This window comes from Anabaena azotica SJ-1 (genome assembly GCF_047275885.1).
Lineage (GTDB): Bacteria > Cyanobacteriota > Cyanobacteriia > Cyanobacteriales > Nostocaceae > Trichormus_B > Trichormus_B azotica_A.
In genome coordinates this window covers 2,399,327-2,413,901 of record NZ_CP178454.1, presented here as the reverse complement: position 1 = coordinate 2,413,901, position 14,575 = coordinate 2,399,327, and the positions used below count along the sequence as shown (strand labels likewise).

19 protein-coding genes are annotated in these 14,575 nt (G+C 41.0%); 5 read left to right on the top strand and 14 right to left on the bottom strand.

Annotation, left to right across the window (positions count from 1 at the left end; translation table 11 throughout):
- The first annotated feature begins 66 nt into the window (after positions 1–66).
- On the top strand, positions 67–1,461 hold the full coding sequence (gene mnmE, locus ACLLO5_RS10620) for a tRNA uridine-5-carboxymethylaminomethyl(34) synthesis GTPase MnmE (protein ID WP_413175407.1): 1,395 nt from the start codon (positions 67–69) through the stop codon (positions 1,459–1,461).
- Between the two features lie 71 nt (positions 1,462–1,532).
- Here mnmE and ACLLO5_RS10615 read toward each other — a convergent pair whose 3' ends face one another.
- From ACLLO5_RS10615 to ACLLO5_RS10570, 10 genes are all read right to left on the bottom strand, one after another.
- The gene (locus ACLLO5_RS10615) at positions 1,533–2,684 is read right to left on the bottom strand and encodes a tyrosine-type recombinase/integrase (protein WP_413175406.1); all 1,152 of its coding nucleotides are present in this window, start codon (positions 2,682–2,684) and stop codon (positions 1,533–1,535) included.
- A gap of 324 nt (positions 2,685–3,008) precedes the next feature.
- Entirely contained in the window at positions 3,009–3,248 is a 240-nt protein-coding gene (locus ACLLO5_RS10610) for a hypothetical protein (RefSeq protein ID WP_413175405.1), read from the bottom strand.
- Positions 3,241–3,660 (bottom strand): ASCH domain-containing protein, encoded by a 420-nt coding sequence (locus ACLLO5_RS10605; protein WP_413175404.1) that lies wholly within the window; start codon positions 3,658–3,660, stop codon positions 3,241–3,243. The genes ACLLO5_RS10610 and ACLLO5_RS10605 overlap by 8 nt, the downstream gene beginning before the upstream one ends.
- Positions 3,661–3,697: 37 nt before the next feature.
- A complete protein-coding gene (locus ACLLO5_RS10600; protein WP_413175403.1) occupies positions 3,698–3,907 on the bottom strand; it encodes a hypothetical protein in 210 nt (69 codons plus the stop codon).
- Positions 3,904–4,218 carry a hypothetical protein gene (locus ACLLO5_RS10595; protein WP_413175402.1) on the bottom strand — a complete coding sequence of 105 codons (315 nt, stop codon included), beginning with the start codon at positions 4,216–4,218 and terminating at the stop codon, positions 3,904–3,906. Before ACLLO5_RS10595 ends, ACLLO5_RS10600 begins: the two co-directional genes overlap by 4 nt.
- Positions 4,215–4,793: a hypothetical protein gene (locus tag ACLLO5_RS10590; protein WP_413175401.1), complete on the bottom strand. Its 579-nt coding sequence runs from the start codon at positions 4,791–4,793 to the stop codon at positions 4,215–4,217. The genes ACLLO5_RS10595 and ACLLO5_RS10590 overlap by 4 nt, the downstream gene beginning before the upstream one ends.
- A gap of 248 nt (positions 4,794–5,041) precedes the next feature.
- Positions 5,042–5,587: a hypothetical protein gene (locus ACLLO5_RS10585; protein WP_413175400.1), complete on the bottom strand. Its 546-nt coding sequence runs from the start codon at positions 5,585–5,587 to the stop codon at positions 5,042–5,044.
- Positions 5,588–5,786: 199 nt separating this feature from the next.
- On the bottom strand, positions 5,787–5,915 hold the full coding sequence (locus tag ACLLO5_RS10580; protein ID WP_413175399.1) for a hypothetical protein: 129 nt from the start codon (positions 5,913–5,915) through the stop codon (positions 5,787–5,789).
- A gap of 43 nt (positions 5,916–5,958) precedes the next feature.
- Positions 5,959–6,186: a helix-turn-helix transcriptional regulator gene (locus tag ACLLO5_RS10575; RefSeq protein WP_413175398.1), complete on the bottom strand. Its 228-nt coding sequence runs from the start codon at positions 6,184–6,186 to the stop codon at positions 5,959–5,961.
- A gap of 283 nt (positions 6,187–6,469) precedes the next feature.
- The gene (locus ACLLO5_RS10570) at positions 6,470–6,829 is read right to left on the bottom strand and encodes a KGK domain-containing protein (protein ID WP_413175397.1); all 360 of its coding nucleotides are present in this window, start codon (positions 6,827–6,829) and stop codon (positions 6,470–6,472) included.
- 107 nt (positions 6,830–6,936) lie between these two features.
- Here ACLLO5_RS10570 and ACLLO5_RS10565 point away from each other — a divergent pair, with 107 nt between their 5' ends.
- From ACLLO5_RS10565 to ACLLO5_RS10550, 4 genes are all read left to right on the top strand, one after another.
- Positions 6,937–7,230: a hypothetical protein gene (locus tag ACLLO5_RS10565; RefSeq protein ID WP_413175396.1), complete on the top strand. Its 294-nt coding sequence runs from the start codon at positions 6,937–6,939 to the stop codon at positions 7,228–7,230.
- A 241-nt stretch (positions 7,231–7,471) separates the two neighbouring features.
- Positions 7,472–10,756 carry a DUF3854 domain-containing protein gene (locus ACLLO5_RS10560; RefSeq protein WP_413175395.1) on the top strand — a complete coding sequence of 1,095 codons (3,285 nt, stop codon included), beginning with the start codon at positions 7,472–7,474 and terminating at the stop codon, positions 10,754–10,756.
- The gene (locus tag ACLLO5_RS10555) at positions 10,753–11,025 is read left to right on the top strand and encodes a hypothetical protein (RefSeq protein ID WP_413175394.1); all 273 of its coding nucleotides are present in this window, start codon (positions 10,753–10,755) and stop codon (positions 11,023–11,025) included. Before ACLLO5_RS10560 ends, ACLLO5_RS10555 begins: the two co-directional genes overlap by 4 nt.
- On the top strand, positions 11,022–11,273 hold the full coding sequence (locus ACLLO5_RS10550; RefSeq protein WP_413175393.1) for a hypothetical protein: 252 nt from the start codon (positions 11,022–11,024) through the stop codon (positions 11,271–11,273). The genes ACLLO5_RS10555 and ACLLO5_RS10550 overlap by 4 nt, the downstream gene beginning before the upstream one ends.
- Positions 11,274–11,407: 134 nt before the next feature.
- Here ACLLO5_RS10550 and ACLLO5_RS10545 read toward each other — a convergent pair whose 3' ends face one another.
- The 4 genes from ACLLO5_RS10545 to ACLLO5_RS10530 all read right to left on the bottom strand — a co-directional run bounded on the left by ACLLO5_RS10545 (position 11,408) and on the right by ACLLO5_RS10530 (position 14,518).
- Positions 11,408–11,779 (bottom strand): hypothetical protein, encoded by a 372-nt coding sequence (locus tag ACLLO5_RS10545; protein ID WP_413175392.1) that lies wholly within the window; start codon positions 11,777–11,779, stop codon positions 11,408–11,410.
- A 63-nt stretch (positions 11,780–11,842) separates the two neighbouring features.
- Complete coding sequence (locus ACLLO5_RS10540) at positions 11,843–12,574, bottom strand: hypothetical protein (protein ID WP_413175391.1); 732 nt, start codon at positions 12,572–12,574, stop codon at positions 11,843–11,845.
- 54 nt (positions 12,575–12,628) lie between these two features.
- Positions 12,629–12,838 carry a hypothetical protein gene (locus ACLLO5_RS10535; protein WP_413175390.1) on the bottom strand — a complete coding sequence of 70 codons (210 nt, stop codon included), beginning with the start codon at positions 12,836–12,838 and terminating at the stop codon, positions 12,629–12,631.
- A gap of 117 nt (positions 12,839–12,955) precedes the next feature.
- Positions 12,956–14,518, bottom strand: a complete 1,563-nt coding sequence (locus ACLLO5_RS10530) for a hypothetical protein (protein ID WP_413175389.1) — start codon at positions 14,516–14,518, stop codon at positions 12,956–12,958.
- Positions 14,519–14,575 lie beyond the last annotated feature (57 nt).

Here is a 14,575-nt window from a genome sequence, read left to right as displayed (position 1 = left end):
CCCCTGCTCCCCTGCTCCCCTGCTCCCCTGCTCCCCTGCTCCCTGTCACCTGTCACCTGAACACTCATGTCGGAACTGTTAGCTAATACTGGAACGATCGCTGCTATAGCTACTGCTGTTGTCCCTCAACAAGGTAGTGTGGGGATTGTGCGGGTTTCTGGTGATCAAGCATTAGCGATCGCTCAAACTCTATTTTCTGCACCTGGAAAACAAGTGTGGGAAAGTCACCGCATCCTTTATGGTTACATCCGTCAACCCCAAACAAAGCAACTGGTAGATGAAGCTTTGTTACTGATTATGAAAGCACCCCGTTCTTTTACCCGTGAAGATGTGGTGGAATTTCATTGTCATGGGGGAATAATGGCTGTACAACAAGTATTGCAATTATGTTTAGAAAATGGTGCGAGATTAGCGCAACCAGGAGAATTTACATTAAGGGCGTTTTTAAATGGACGTTTGGATTTAACCCAAGCGGAAAGTATCGCAGATTTAGTTGGTGCAAAATCACCCCAAGCAGCACAAACGGCTTTAGCTGGGTTACAGGGTAAATTAGCTCAACCAATTAGAAATTTACGCGCTCAATGTTTAGATATTTTGGCGGAAATTGAAGCTAGAATTGATTTTGAAGAAGATTTACCACCGTTAGATGAGCAAAGAATTGTTTCTGAGATTGATCAAGTTACATTAGAAATAACTAAGTTATTAGCCACAAAAGATCAAGGTGAATTATTGCGAACCGGGTTAAAAGTAGCTATAGTTGGTCGTCCCAATGTGGGAAAATCCAGTTTATTGAATGCTTGGAGTCAGAGCGATCGCGCTATTGTCACAGACTTACCCGGTACAACCCGTGATGTAGTTGAATCTCAGCTAGTTGTGGGGGGAATTCCTGTACAGGTTTTAGATACAGCCGGGATTCGGGAAACAGCAGACCAGGTAGAGAAAATTGGCGTAGAGCGATCGCATCGTGCTGCTAGTGCGGCTGATTTGGTATTATTTACCATTGACGCTTCCGCAGGTTGGACACAAGCAGACCAAGAGATTTATGAACAAGTAAAACACCGTCCGGTGATTTTGGTAATTAACAAAATTGATCTGATTTCAGCAACAGAAAAACAAACTCTTCAATCTAAAATCCAAAATCCCAAATCCAAAATTGCCACAGCCGCAGCCCAAAATAAAGGAATTGACGGTTTAGAAACTGCGATTTTAGAAATAGTCCAAGCCGGAAAAGTGCAAGCTGCTGATATGGATTTAGCCATTAATCAAAGACAAGCCGCAGCTTTAACAAAAGCAAAGATTGATTTAGAACAAGTACAAAAAACAATTATCGACCAATTACCATTAGATTTTTGGACAATTGATTTAAGGGGAGCTATTTATGCATTGGGAGAAATTACCGGAGAAGAAGTTACGGAATCAGTTTTGGATCGGATTTTTAGTAGATTTTGTATCGGAAAATAAATAATCATAGTTATACCCTCTCCAGCCAAGGTTTTCGGGCTTTCAGTGAGTAGAAAATGAGTAGTATTTTTCTAGAAGTCTGGACACTCGCTGTTTAAAATTTCTGGGTGGCAGTAGTACATCAATACCGTCTGTACCGTGTCGCCAACCCAAAGTGCTACACGGTCAGGAGTTACTCCAGACGCGATCGCCAATGTGGCGAACGTATGTCTGGTAGCATAAGGTTTCAGGTAAGGAATTAACTTTTTATCGGCTAGTGACTGAACTACACCAGGGTAGGAATAGTGATTTGATAATTGCCCCTTCCAAATTATTTGGAGTTTTACCGACTCCATCGGCTTCCCATTCCAGTCTGTAAAAATGAGCCGTTCCCGATCAGGCGGTGTTGGTTTTATCTCTAAAAGCAATTTTTGAAGTTTAGATCCGGTGGCAGCGGGAAAAATGCGCTCGACTCCATTCTTTGTAGATTTGGTAATTCTGTGAAGGTTGCGAGATTTATTGATTTTGATTCTTGTACAGTCGTCGTTTACGTCTCCCCATGTCAGCGCGAACGCTTCACCAGGACGACAGCCTGTGTAAAACATAAATTTAATCAGGGGTGCATAGTAAGAATATTTAGAATCTTGCTCAAAAGCTTTGATAATCAAATCCCTTTGTTCACTGGTGAAAGCTTGGTGATCCTTCCCTCTTTTACGCCTTTTTTCTTTCATCCTTAATTCTGTAAAAGGATTTAAGGTTATCAATTTTGATTTGACAGCCCAGTTGCAAGCTTGCCAAAAATGATTAATTAAAACAACTACCATTTTTGATGTAGTGTTTTTTAAAAGCCAATCCCTGATTGCTACAGCTTTGTCTATATCTGTTGTTGGCAATTTATTTATATATCTTTTTACAGCTTTGTATCTGTTTAATATAGTGGTTTGTTCTATTTGGGTTTCTTGATAGTCAGTAAATTTATCCCACAATTCTGATAAATTAGTAATTTTATCAATTTCGATTTCTTTCTTAGCTTTTTTCTTATTCCCAAACTTATATCGCTCAAGAGTGGGGTCAAATTCATTCAAGGAAATCTCTCTCTCTATCAATTCCCATCGGGTATCTACTATTGCTCTGTTAGCTTTAGTATCCTTGAGTCCGGTGGACAGGTAGAACTGCTTAGGGTAGCCGCCAACCCTAAAGCGGATAATTAATTTTTTACTCTTAGGGTCAACGACTACAGCCATGATTAATATTCCTTGAAACTGAGATAAATCCTAGATTCTGATTGCTTGGGAGGTCTACATATATACGGGGAACTTTTCTCTAATAGAGAAAATCCCTTCTCCTCCATAGACTCGACGACCAAATCAGCAGCGTTTTCAACTTTATTAGATGCAGCCCAAACTCGAATTTTTATCAGTTCAGAAGCCGGGTCTGGAAGTTTATCATTCCTTTCCCACTCTTGATTTTTTGAATTCCAAAACCATCCCAAACGGTTTAGTTCTGAATACAAATCATCTTGATTATTGTGGGGGAACGTGAGTATATCGCATCCCCTAGAATATTTTTTAGTCTTCTTCATATTGATTATCTAAACTTCGGTAGTAGAGAATATTGAAAATGACTGATAAAGACCCTGTTCTTTCTATTCGACTGCCTTCATCAATAGTGTCTTTGAAGTTTGTTTTTAATGTCGGGAATTCACCGTACAGAATATCTCGTTCACACTTAATTATGTAATCTGCTATCTCCAGTAGTTCCCCTGTCGAGAGCTTTTTTAGTTGCTCTGTTTGATAATGTTTATCCATTGAAATCAACCTCAAATATTCCCTGTTGACCCTTCACGTAAAAAGGTTGTTCAATCGCCTGAATTTCATCCAATATCATGGCGAATCTTCCTACCTTCCAGTCGCCTACAAGCTTTTCATTTTCTGGTGTTTTATAAATTAATTCCTGAGTGATTTTCACACAGTTAACTAACCGTACTTTAGCCACCGCTTTCCCCCGTGGTAAGTCCTCAAATGGTACTGGGTCTGATTCCGAAAGCATAGGAATTACAGGAAGCGAATAATAGTAATCCCTGTATGGAGTATTCATTGTCTTTGCAGCACAGATTAACAATTCACCCCTGTATGATGTATACCAACTGCGGGTTTCTATTGACTTCGCTTTGATGGCTATTAAACTAGCCCAAGGTTGCCATAAACTAAGTGCTTTCATGATAGAAATACCCCTGGTGTCAGGGGTAAATAAATGTTTATCGTAGTTCTACTAAATCAAAAATTCGTTCTAACTTTCCGTCTAAAATGCCAAGACTGACAATCAACTGACTGTTTGAACCAATGCTTGATTCTTCCTGTTTCTGAAGAAAATCAAAAATCTCATCTAACTTAGATTCAAGCTGGGTAAGTTCCTGCCAAATGGGTGCATAATCCCAAGATGGATCGGGTGTTGGTCTATCAGTCATTGTCTAACCTCTATTAATTGGTGAACGAATGGAATTAGTGAGAAGAGAATATTTTTTGGCAAGAAATAGAATGGCTTGAGAATTTCTACTTTCCCGTGCCACAAGTAAGCCTGTAAAACTAATCCAATTTGGTCAGAATTAGCTTTGTTATCTGGCTGCTCTTGAGCTAAACTACAGAAACTCAGAATACTTAAGAGTTGCCCTTTATCTAGTCGCTGGAAGAATGATCCATAAAGTTCTTCCAGCCTTTCAATATGTGGGGTAAACTGGTGGTTTTTTGGTAGTGCGACGTAAGACCTTAATGGTTTCATGCAGCCTCTTTATCTACTGATAATTGTTCGATTAACGTGCCAGAAAGGTGGTAGGCAAGTTCTAGATATTCCTCGCCAGACAAATCATCAACTAACTCAACAACGTGCTGGGAAATATCGTCAAAGCCCCATTCTTTTACCTGATAACTAAGATTAGTTTGCTCTCTGTAGGAAATGTTTAGGAGTGCTATTAATCCCGTAATTGTTGTTTTTGAAAGCCAAGAATCTATCTGTCCCGCTATTTCCCAGACTAAAGGCTGTTCTGGTGAATGCTGTCGTTCTGTAATGGGATTTTGTTCTGAGCGCAATACACCAGCGAACCATTTAACATCAATTGCAATTCCACTGCTAACAACTTTCAAGTATTCATCATGGCTTCTATCTGGGTTGGTCATACTCAATAATCTGGCTAATAATTCCTTCTGCAAAGATGTCAAAAAGCCTGAATTAACCATGTATGAGAGCGGTTTGTCCTCTGCCGGACGGCATGGGAAGAAGGAAATTAAGGGTACTTTTCCATCAAGGAAAATATGATGGTAAGGGGTTGCTTGCTTCAAAATACCTGTTGTAATCATTGCTGCACCTAATATCTGCGTTAATAGATACGTTGATTTGTGGTGATTGCAGACATACAATCACCGATTGGGTATTGCTCAACTAGTTGGTTGAGTAGATGTTAGGAAGATTGACCTGTTAGGGTAGTAGGAACAGGGTGACGATGACGAAGATAGTGGTAAGAACTGTTACGGAAAAGATGAACGGGTAGCGATAGAAAAGAATAACCAAACATCCTACAAAGTCGAGGCAGGTTATATACACTTCGTCAAGAAATCGTTTCATTATTGTCTCCTGATTCTTCTTTGTTGAGTTCAACGATTAACTCATCGGCTTTGCGAATTGCTAACTTGGTGGCGTTAAAATGTGTAAGTGATGGATTAGAAAGAATTCCCTGTAATGCCTTTCCGGCGAAATATTCTTTCTTTGTTAATCCACATTCACACCCTAGAGGAAGGGCATTATCATCTTTTTCTGTTGTCACAATCTCCTGTTCCTCTTGAGAATCAGAGTTATCTTCTTGCAAAGAGGAAATATTACTGAAATAATTCCGGAGACGCTTGAGGAAGGAATAGGTTGAATGAGTTGAGAGATATGTGTCAATAGACATTATCAAGAGAAGTTTTTCGTTGGAATCATTGTCATAGTCAGACAATAATTTGTCAGCTTTAACCCTATATTCCTCTTTGATTTCTTCTGTTCGGTTATCCCAGACATCCCCTGCTAATTTTTCAGCTTCCAGGATCAACGGCACAATTCCAGATGCTATGTATTGGGATTGGTAAAGTATCTTGGCTAGTAAGTTTCTATCCATTGGTTTATACGATGATTGACGCGCTGATCATACGAACAATTTGGCGGTTTCTAACAAGTACGTACTCTTCTAAATAATTCACTTCTCCATTACAAATTGATATTCTTTCGAGCCATGTAGAACTACATCCTTTGGTGATTGGCTCATCAAGTCTATATAAGCCTGGTTTTAACTCTCCCTCAATCACTCTCATTTACTTTCATTGGTTGGTAATTGGTAATTGGTAATTGGTAATTGGACAATCACTTTTATAATTCGCTGCTGGTAGTTCGTTGATATTTACCTCAGTGGCTGGGAGGCTACCACCTCTCCCCGATTCGCGCTTCATATTTATTTGATTGTCACCGGGGTGCGATCGCCCCGGTTTTGCTCTAGTTTTCCGCTGGTTTAAATCTGTCGGGCAAGTCTTCAAGAGAGCATTTTAGAATCCGACAGAGGGCTTTAACTTGCCAAATTTGTAATTCAGCTTCAGAACGCCCTTTTTCCCAGTTCCTGACAGTATGCTCACTTACTCCGACAGCATCAGCAACTTGTTTTTGGGTAGTCCCTGATACTTCTCTGAGGTTCACGAGTGGATGCCGATATATTTGTTTTTCCATACTACCGTAAATTGCTTTACTCGTAAAGCGGTTTACGGTAATCTATAAAAAGGTTACTCATAACCGCATTTTCATTTGATGTATTGGCTTTGTTTTGAGCAGTCCGCCTAGACTGCTCATTCCTAGACTCTCACACCCCCAAAGCGTTGATAACTGTAGGTCTGATCGGGGATATAGATTATTCCTTACTTCGGATACAGTACCTATCCACCCATAGACAGATGAAAAACTGACACAAGAAAACCCACCGAGTAGGTGGGCATCAAAAGGAGGGTTTATGTAATTACTCAATATTTAGTTCGGCTCTTAGGTCATCCAGTGGGGATGCAGAGAGCATGGGTGTTACCTCAATGGTGGCTTCTTGTTCTTCTGGTTCAGCCTCTGGCTCAGGTTCTGGCTCATCGGAGATAAATTCAACTCGTAGGCGAATCTTCCCTTTCTTCCAGCCACCGCCAGACTCCAGCAAACAATGAGCCTCCCCGCCGTTTCCCAGGCACTCCACAATATATGTTTCTCCCCATCCTTTTCGGGTACTTAGCCTCAATGCACTGAACAGTTCATGAACCTGGTAAGTCCTCGACCCTTGTTGACCAACAATTCCACCAACAAATACAACATCACCTTCATCTAAAATTTGTCCCATTTCAGTTTTTCCTCTAACAACAAAGCGGGTTGGCTGCAACTAACCCGCCTTATCTAGAATTCCCTATTCCCCGTTCCCTATTACCTATCTCCTATCTCCTGCCACCTATGATTCCAAAAACAGCAATCATCACCCAACTCGAACGAATCGCCCGCAACAACAAAGATGGGAAGTTAACCCACCACGAAATATTAGTCATCGCTCACGGCATCCTTAACGTTCTGGATGACGTGATGGACATCGACATCAATCACATTAATGAAATTAATCTTTTCCTAACAATGATGACCAAGAGAGCGCCGCACCATGCTAAGTGCGTGATGGCTGATCAATGCCTATCTCTCCTACGAAAAGGAGGTGAGGGAAAAAAGCCCGAAACGCTGACACCAGACAACTTTTAAACAATTCTGGGGACACTGAACCCAGCCCCGACGACATTCCGTTTTAGACAACGAGAAAAAAAATAAATTTTTTCGAGCGAGTTTTGAGAAAAGTTGACCACATCGACCACAACCTTTACACAGCAAGCTTTTCATCGACCACCAAATCGACCACTCAATCGACCACGGTTGACCACCAAATCGACCACCAGATGTGCGCTTAAACAAAAAACAACATCCATCACAGGACAGAGGTAGTAAAATGAGAAGTACAAAAAAAACCGAGAAAATTGCAACTTTTCCCGGCAATCCATCACAAAATATTACACCTATTATAGCACCAGAAACCCTTGAAACGCAACATACACAAGACTTTCTGGACATAGAAATAGAAAATTCTTGTCAAACATTAGAGGAATTCAAGTTAATTGTCAAAGATAGTTTCTTGAAAGGTAGTGGCATCGCCCCCGAACTTTATGCGGAGTCCGTTGAATTTTACAGCGAGGTAGAGTTTGACCCCTGGGGGGAAGCAACAACACCTATAAACGACTTGCTGAACTGGCAACCCTACAAGAAGTCATGGTCAAAGAAATGGGGTCCAGGTATAGAGTCTCCAGAAATGAAGCCGAAACTGTTCGCGGCCATTCTCAGGAATGAAGATGGCACGGTTTGGCAAGGCATAGTCAGCATTCCCGACAAAGACGCTGGCAGGCCATACCGATATCTAGCACCAAAAGGAAACGGCGATCGCTTATTTCGTCCACCAGTACCCAAAACTATTAGAGAAAAAACCTCTCATGCTTATGGGGTAGAAGTTCCGTTAGATGGTAGTTTCTGGGAGTGGCTAGAGACAGCTAAACTACCCCGAATCTTGACTGAAGGCGCTAAAAAAGCACTCAAGCTTCTGTCTCATGGTTACATCGGCATAGCAATGTATGGCTGTGACTGCGGTGGCAGGGAAGCACCTACACCAGATATCAGTAAATTAAACCAAAGTGGAACGACTTGGTTATTTGCTCTAGACCGTGATTCAAAACTTTCTACAAAACGACGGGTACAAGCTGCGAGAAAACGTTTAGCTGAACTTTTATCTACTCAATCAGTAGTTTGTATAGCTGACATTGAATGGAGCGCCAAGGATGGGAAAGGTGTTGATGATTTAATTGTTAGCAAGGGAATTAGAGCATTTGATTTAGCTTATTCTAAGGCGATTGCTACGACTGAAAAACAGACTAAATCCGGTGGCTATGATGACTCGATTGATAACGAGAAAACACAATTACCAAAGCAAGCTGAGATTGCACTAAAACTAGCTAACAGGTACAAGGGAAACTTGAAATTTAATGATAGTCGGAATACTTGGATATATTATTCTCATGAAACTATTGGAGCTTGGGCTGAAGTTTCCGATACATTCATCGAAAGATTAACTTTTAGATTTCTGCTAGATGAATATAGTGCAGCATTCAGTAATGGCTATGTAAATGGGATAGCCAAACTATTAAAAACAATCTTGTTTGTGGATGATTGGAAGGAGGCAGACTCCAAAGAATTTCTACCATTTGAAGATGGGGTATTGAAGATATCCACAGGGGAATTATTACCCCATTCCCCCGAATATCATTTTACTTGGCAGCTACCCAGAACCTTTGCGAACAGTGGCGTTTGGGACAATATAAATCAATTCCTTGATGACGCTACCCAAGGTGATAAGAACAAGAGAAGGATACTTGAATGTTTCTGTAACGCGGTATTAAAAGGACGTTCTGAGCTTCATAAGTTCCTGTACCTGTTGGGTAGACCGCGTTCGGGTAAAGGTACATTCATGAGACTGTTAATCAGTCTAATTGGCAAGAAAAATATCGTAGGAACTGATTTAAAACAGTGGAATGAAAGCCGATTTGAAACTGCTAGAGCTTATGGTAAACGATTAGTAGTATTTTCTGAGCAAGCGCCATACCCTGAAGATATTTCTAAGTTTCTAAGCCTGACGGGACAAGATCCACTGAGACTTGAGAGAAAAGGTAAGGATGCAGATGAAGATTTTTATTTCCCTGGATTAACGTTGATGTGTGGTAATTTAATGGCGTTCTCAGGACAGAATTTAAACGCTGTTTTAAAGAGAATGATTATGGTAAAGTTCGACAAAATTGTTACCGAGTCAGAAGTTAAAGACTTTACCCCATTATTCGAGCAAGAATTGTCAGCTTTTACCGAATATTTATTAGCAATTCCTGATGACGAAGTAGCCGCAGTATTAACAGGTAAAACTCATCAAATGAATGAGTTTGATGCTTGGAAAGAACGCATGAAAAACGATTCTGTAGCTAGTTGGTTAAATTATCACCTCATTGTTGATCCACTGGCTAAGACCTATATAGGTAACAACAAACTTGAAACAGCCGATGGGAGGAAACCCACAACATTCTATGGCAGCTACACCAAATACTGCCTTGAGTCGGGTGTCCCTCCAATGGGTAGTCCTAAGTTCTCCCCAAACCTCACCAGCTTGTTAGAGTTCTTGGGCTGGCCATTCGTAAAAATAGAAACCAATAAAGGTACTTATATCGAAGGGATACGATTACGCACTGACGGATTTGACGACCACATTCCGAGTTTAGATATGATCTTGGGTCAGAAATTAGACCGAGATGAGGTCGATGACGTAGGTAGTGGTCGATTGAGTGGTCGATTTGGTGGTCAACCACAACCCTTACCCAGTGAGGATAGTGGTCAAGGTGGTCAACTTTTTGAAAAACTAGCAGAAAAAAAAATAGATGATTGTGTCGTCGATTCCGACCACTTAACACAAGAGCAGCATTTAGAACATCACGAACCCGTAGCTGTTCAAGCCGTACCTCAGAAGGAAGAAAGATTTGAGATCCAAGGTTTTGCCTATGGAGATAAGGTAGTCATTCTCAAGCATGAACAAAAACCAGAGATTGTAGGTTCGGTACAAATCATCAACCGCTTAGGTAATAGCACTTGTAGGTTTGAGTCTGGCGAGTATGTCATGTCTTACGAGGACATCAGGCATTTTGATGAAACACCTAGTACACAACTAGTACAGCCAGCCGAACCGGCACCCATTGATAAATTTGCTTGTCCACAGCCGGACGAATACTATAGAGACTTTCCAGCCAAGCCATTTAAATTCACCATAGACACCCACTATGGTGCGTGCGAAGTGACCGCTAGACCGTTCAAGAAAATCAAGTCCACTGGCGAATCCGAAATCCACCTACTTTATGAGATGGATATGGGGAGGACGGCAGAACGGGTCAAATGTAAATTAGAGAAAAAAGTGATCCAGCGTTTGTCCCAGGAATCAGCCAAGAGAAAAGCACTAGAAGAGGCTGTAGCCAAACAGTGGGTGAAGCGTGCGGAAAAAGAAACCTATCGCGTCTTCCGGGACGAAAATTGGATTGAGAATTGTAAGTTAACCGTCGTGCCGAAGCATTTTCAGCAATTCTTCATCTTTGAAACTCCAGATGGACAGAAAGTACACTGCACGGCGGGGATGTTTGAGCCGATGCCGAAAATATGACTAGCAGATGGAGATTAGCCGCCCGTGCGGCAATTCAAAAAGCTCTTTCTCAACTGCCTGAGAATTGCGATCGGGCCCAGATGAAAAAAGCCATTGATTCCGCTTATCCATTTGGGATGAGAAAATACTGGCCATATAAGATTTGGCTAGATGAAAGAAGGCATTATTTTTATCAATTGGGTATCCCCACGAGGACAAAGCGTAGTCAACGCAAAAAAACCTGGGGTGAAGCATGGCTTTGTTTCCCCAGGTCAGTTAAGCTTGTTTGATTTTTAGTGCGATCGCACTCCAACTTGGGAAAATGCGATCGCACAACTTACTACAATTTTTGGATAGAAAACAGTTCAAACCTTCACGGGTCAATAGTTTCACGGCTTACCAAAACAGCGCAGCGCAAAGTAAAAAGCGATCGCATTTCCGGGTTGGAGTGCGATCGCCTCCCTATCCCAAATTAACCCTTGGCATGAGAAGCAAAGTTACACGAATACTCAACCTGCTCAAGTCTATAGGTGAGTAATTCTAGTTTGGAGATGATTTGGTGTTGTTCCTTCAGCGACTCCTTCAAATCTTTCTTCATGTCCGAGAAAATCTTCAGGATGAAACCAACTCCAGCTAATAAAAATGTGGCCACAGCAATATCAAAGGTCATCATCACATTTGCCCCGTAAATTCCCAGATGGTTAGAGTTATATCTTTAAAGTAAAAAGGAACATCAAACGACAGGCTATAGCTAGATTCAAACTTTTGAAATTTGCAAATAGTAGCTATAAATAATCGAATAAATTCAGATTCTCCAAGCGCGTATCCACTCATTCCTAAAGGTGCTTGTATGACTTGGGACAAGTATCCGGCTTTATACCAATCAGCGCGGCTGGAAGTGGCTAAACACCCAATAGTATTGCTATTGAATGTATGGATTATTTCGATACTTCCAATGCGTTGGATGATTTCACCATTTTGGTTCGTAACCGCATTTCTAGAAGCAAAAAATACTTGATTCCAGTTAGAAGCCTCGGAGAACATCTTTTGCTAAATTTAAAATTAAAACCATACGGGTGAAACCGTATGGATAAAACACCGTTATTATTACGCTGTAGCCTTGCCACCATTAGAAGCATTACTGACAATTTGAGGACTACCTGGAATGTTGTCTTCACCGTCATTGTTGGTCGTCATCATTGGTGTGGTTAGCAGCCATGCGCCGCAATCAGCAGGAGCTATCACCCCTTTCGTACTCATTTGAGGGCTGTACGGCAATGAGTATCTTGCTCCAGCCTCAGTTATGAAGTATGGGGGGCGGCGATCAGCCTTTGAAGCACCAGCAAAAATTTGAGAAAGAGCCTGTGTGACCATGACCAAATTAAAAAATTTTGGAAGTAGCAGCGAAACGCGCCTGTATTGTCCTTTTGCTGTTTTGCTTTCCAATAAAGGAACCTGCAAGCTTAGTCCAGTTTTGGCAGATGATGCTTTTATTCGTCCGGTTCTGCGATTAGCAGCTTTTCGGTTAACGGTAGTGGTGGCTGCACCCTGAGTAAGATCGTTGTAATATTTGGCAACTTGATCAGCGCCTTGAGTCCATGGGACACCACTATTCTCAAGGCTGGATAAATCTATGTCTAATTCAGTTATTCCGAAATAATCAAAGATTTTAGCTGACCAGTAAATCTGTACTTGATCAATAACATTTTTATATCCGCTGCGAGTTCTTTCCCTGGTTGTCGGGTTCAATGTGTATTCAGGAACTCTGATCTGAAACCCTAGCAATAGCATTGATCTATTAAGCTTAGGGGTATCTTTTGCCGCCGAAGTTTTTGCCATCTTCTACCTTCTCAAAAAAATAAATATTGGGGCATAAAGCCCCGAAACCCAATATTACGCAGGGGGGTTGAAAGCGTCCTTGGCTTCATAAGAGAGAACGCCTGTTGCGACATCAACGGATGGAGTCACAGGGATAACAAAACTACCCGTCATTGTGTCCCCTTCCTGGTTGTAAGTGTATGAAACACCTCCAGTGGTAAATCCTTCCTTTCTTGTTCCTTCAGCGATCTGAAACATAGCAACCAAAAAGTCTTGAGCGATCATAAATTAAGAAATTAATTCAGCTATTTATCTTTTAGCCTACGCCAAAAGCCTTGTCAATAGCGAGTTTCGGGGATTTTGAATCCCGATTTTCAACAGGTTAAGGTATTGAAAAATGGATTATTTTAATAATCTTTTTTGACCCTTAACATCAGCTAAGTAAACAGGCTTTTTGGGACGTTTATCTAATACACAGTACGACTTCGTGAATGTCACAATCCCAGGAATTCCCTGTACCTCCTGCTCTACTTTTTCCCCTAGAACTAATTCCTTCTCCTTGGGCTTGGGTGTAGAGGCATTTTGATTACCCAGGGGAATCAATAAATCCCAATCTGGCGTATGCCCTTGAAGACCCAAGACATCATCCACTACCCGACGGGCTTCTAATTCCGAAATAACCTGTAAATTGAATTGATACCCTCTCTCGTGGTCAGCGTAACTAAAACGCCTTGCACCCTTGCTAATCTTGTATGGCGTTTCACCGCTAAATTTTGCGATTATTTTTTCGGATAAAGTTTTCAGCTTCTCTAAAGCAATAGAGCTTGTTTCATTCATCAAACGGAATGATATTTGCATCTTGATGAGTGACCGAGTTTCATCTTTGGGTCTATCCTTAGTTAATTCTGTAAATTTCAAGTAAACATGAGGTTTGAATCGTCTGAACCTCATTTCTGTGGGTACTTCGGTTATCGCCCCAACGTCATACATAGAAATAATTTGTCGGGTGTTTAAAGCGCCAACTAAATTATTCTTTAAAAGCTCGGTATTGCCAGCCATGACGATAACTTCGTCATCATTCTTCCGATTAGGTTTTACTTCCAAATACTTCATCTTTCCCAAAACTGGCATATTCTGTTGTTTGTATGCCTCCTCGGCAATTTTTGCATCAAAAGTAGCCGCGGCAATATAACCAGCCTCCTGACAAGCATCCGAAAATTCTTCTACCGCTTCTTCTGTAAAAGCCTCCACATATTTATTATCAATACTCTCAATCTTGTCGTTAACGGCTTTGGAAAAAGACCAAGGCTTACTACCCTCCTTACCCCAAGCATCTATCATCTGCTTGAGCCTTTCATTTCCGAAAAATTTAGCTATTGCATCAGACTTACTCTTAATGATTTTGCGAACATTTATAAATAATTCTGTTAAAAGTATTTGAGTTCCTAACCGGAAAATACTACCTATTAATTGGTGTAAGTTTTGTGTAAACTCCTCTAAAAATTCCTCTCCAACATTTTTTAAAACCTTAGCGCCTAATGCTTCATTAAAGACATAGGTAATCGCACCGGGAACGAAGCCGCAAGCAGCATACCCCAGCGCATTTCCAACTAAACTCCCCGCCATACCTGCAAGAACTAGCTTTTGGGATTCGATGCTTTTTCGTAATTCATCATCCCCCGCGTTCCAGTTGAAATTATAAATAAAATTAGCAGTCTGAACTAGCCAAGCCCAACAACCACTTATTGAGAAATTAGGCAGAATTTTAGATAAGGTATCACCTATCATCCCTACTACTTTTTTTCCTAAATTCCAGGCTTTTTCAAATAGGTTGTTTCCTTGGGAATCCTTGCCAGTCGAATCATAGCCTTCTAGAGAAGTAACAGTCCTTTCTCCATATTGCGCGGTTACTTGTTGTCGTACCGCTATCGAACGCATTTCTGAAACATCAAAATTGATAGGCATTTTTTGTATATTTTAAATTAATTAATTGTATAATATATTATAATCAAAATTAAGGAG